1 protein-coding gene and 1 pseudogene are annotated in these 1,879 nt (G+C 54.1%); both read left to right on the top strand.

The window, feature by feature from the left end:
* Window positions 1-161 precede the first annotated feature (161 nt).
* Window positions 162-494 (top strand): DUF2790 domain-containing protein, encoded by a 333-nt coding sequence (locus H165_RS0118035; RefSeq protein ID WP_013715616.1) that lies wholly within the window; start codon window positions 162-164, stop codon window positions 492-494.
* A gap of 154 nt (window positions 495-648) precedes the next feature.
* A pseudogene (locus H165_RS0118030) lies at window positions 649-1,785 on the top strand (OprD family porin); the annotation flags it as partial.
* Window positions 1,786-1,879: the final 94 nt, after the last annotated feature.

Here is a 1,879-nt window from a genome sequence, read left to right as displayed (position 1 = left end):
GGTGGCGCGTTCTTCAACGCTGAGTTCGGAATAGGACATAGGGGCAACACCGTACCGGAAAGGTCAGGTGTTGCACTCAGTTTTTGCGGCCGCCTTGACTTCATTTTTATGACAGGTTGAGCGGATATATTTTAATCACCACCTTGAAGGAGTGATTAAATATGAAAAGCCTCAAAGTTATTGCAGCCCTTGCCGTTATGGTTGTTTCCTCTGCCGCTCTGGCAGAAGGCGGCGCTGATCGTGTTTATGGTCGGATGATTCAGGCCAATGAGCAGGCCATGCAAGAGTATGCTGCCGCTAACGGAAAGAATCCGCCTGAAGTTATTCATTACCGCTACGGCATGAAGCTCGATATCGCCAGGGTCGTGGCCATTACCTCAACGGACTCTAGCTGCGGTGTGATGCCGGCCCAGATGACCTACGAGGACTCCAATGGCGATCTGAATATTCTGGAATACCGGGTAGCCGGGACAGGCTGCCGGAACCAGAACTAATAAATGACATCGCGCTGACGGAAATGTAATTTCCAAGTCACCCTGACGTTATTTGGTATGTGGAAATATGACAAAAGCGCGCTCGGCTATGCCGGCGCGCTTGGCGCATATATCCAACAACACAATGAAACTGCCAATAACATCAGGAGCATTTATGAACAACAAGGTCCTGTTTGGACTTTCTCTGATCGCTCTAAGTGTCAGCACCGGGCAAGCTGCAATGGCCGCTGGCGAGAAAGGCGAGGGATTTATCGAAGGCAGTAGCCTGACCATTCTCAATCGAAACCTCTACTTCAACCGTGACTTCCGCAACGGCCAGTCCAGCAGCTCAGGTAACGGCTACTCGGAAGAGTGGGCGCATGGCGTGATCGGCCGATTCGAGTCTGGCTACACCGAAGGCACCGTAGGCTTTGGTGTCGATGCCTTTGCCATGCTAGGACTTAAACTTGACACTGGCGACGGCCGTTCAGGAGCCGGTGGCTCAGTCGATGTGCTGCCTTACAACAGCCTCGGGCAGGCTGAGGACAACTACTCCAAGCTGGGCGGTGCAGTAAAAACACGGTTCATGGATACCGAAATCAAGGCAGGCGATGTCTTTCCTGTCAGCCCGGTCGTCCAGTACGGTGATGCGCGGCTTTTACCGGAGAGTTTCCGCGGCATCACCGTGGCCAACACCAGTGTGGAAGGACTGTCGCTTCAAGGCGGTCGCCTTCATTCGATGAGCCAACCCAACAGCAGCAGCATGCGTGACGGCTTCGCCACCTTCTACGCGGGCGAAGTCGACTCTCCATGGATCGCCTATTTCGGCGGTGACTACACGCTCAACGACAACCTGGGCTTCAGTCTCTACACCAGTCGGCTCAAGGATGCCTGGAATCAATACTATGCGGGCACCACGCTGAGCTATCCGCTTGCGGACGATGTCGCCTTGATCGGTGGGTTGAACTACTACAAGGCAGTTGATGAAGGGAAGCAGCTCCTCGGGAGCTTCGATAACAACATCTGGAGCGGTAAGGTCGGCATCCAGTTCGGCGCGCACACCGTCCTGGTTGGACTCCAGCGCAACAACGGCGATGACGACTTCGACTACTTGCGCCAATCTGACTCCATCTACCTCGACAACTCCATTCAGTACAGTGACTTCAACTCGCCCAAGGAGAAGTCATGGCAGGTGCGCTATGACCTGGATATGGAGCCTTTCGGTGTGCCCGGACTGAGCTTCATGACTCGATATGCTCAGGGCTGGGATGCCGACTACAGCAACGCAAACGAGGTCTATATGCGCCGAGAGGGTTCTACCCCGTTAGCACGGACACTTTCGAGTAAGCTCACACCGAGCTGAAGGAGTGTTCATGAAGCGCAAGAAATACAGTCCCGAGTTCAAG

It is taken from the genome of Pseudomonas thermotolerans DSM 14292 (assembly GCF_000364625.1).
GTDB classification, from domain to species: Bacteria; Pseudomonadota; Gammaproteobacteria; order Pseudomonadales; family Pseudomonadaceae; genus Aquipseudomonas; species Aquipseudomonas thermotolerans.
Note: the sequence above shows the minus strand (reverse complement) of the source record. Positions and strands in the feature narration are given on the sequence as shown.

Coding starts and splice junctions, on each gene's coding strand:
- H165_RS0118035 (WP_013715616.1), top strand. CDS start 162: ATGAAAAGCCTCAAAGTTATTGCAGCCCTTGCCGTTATGGTTGTTTCC.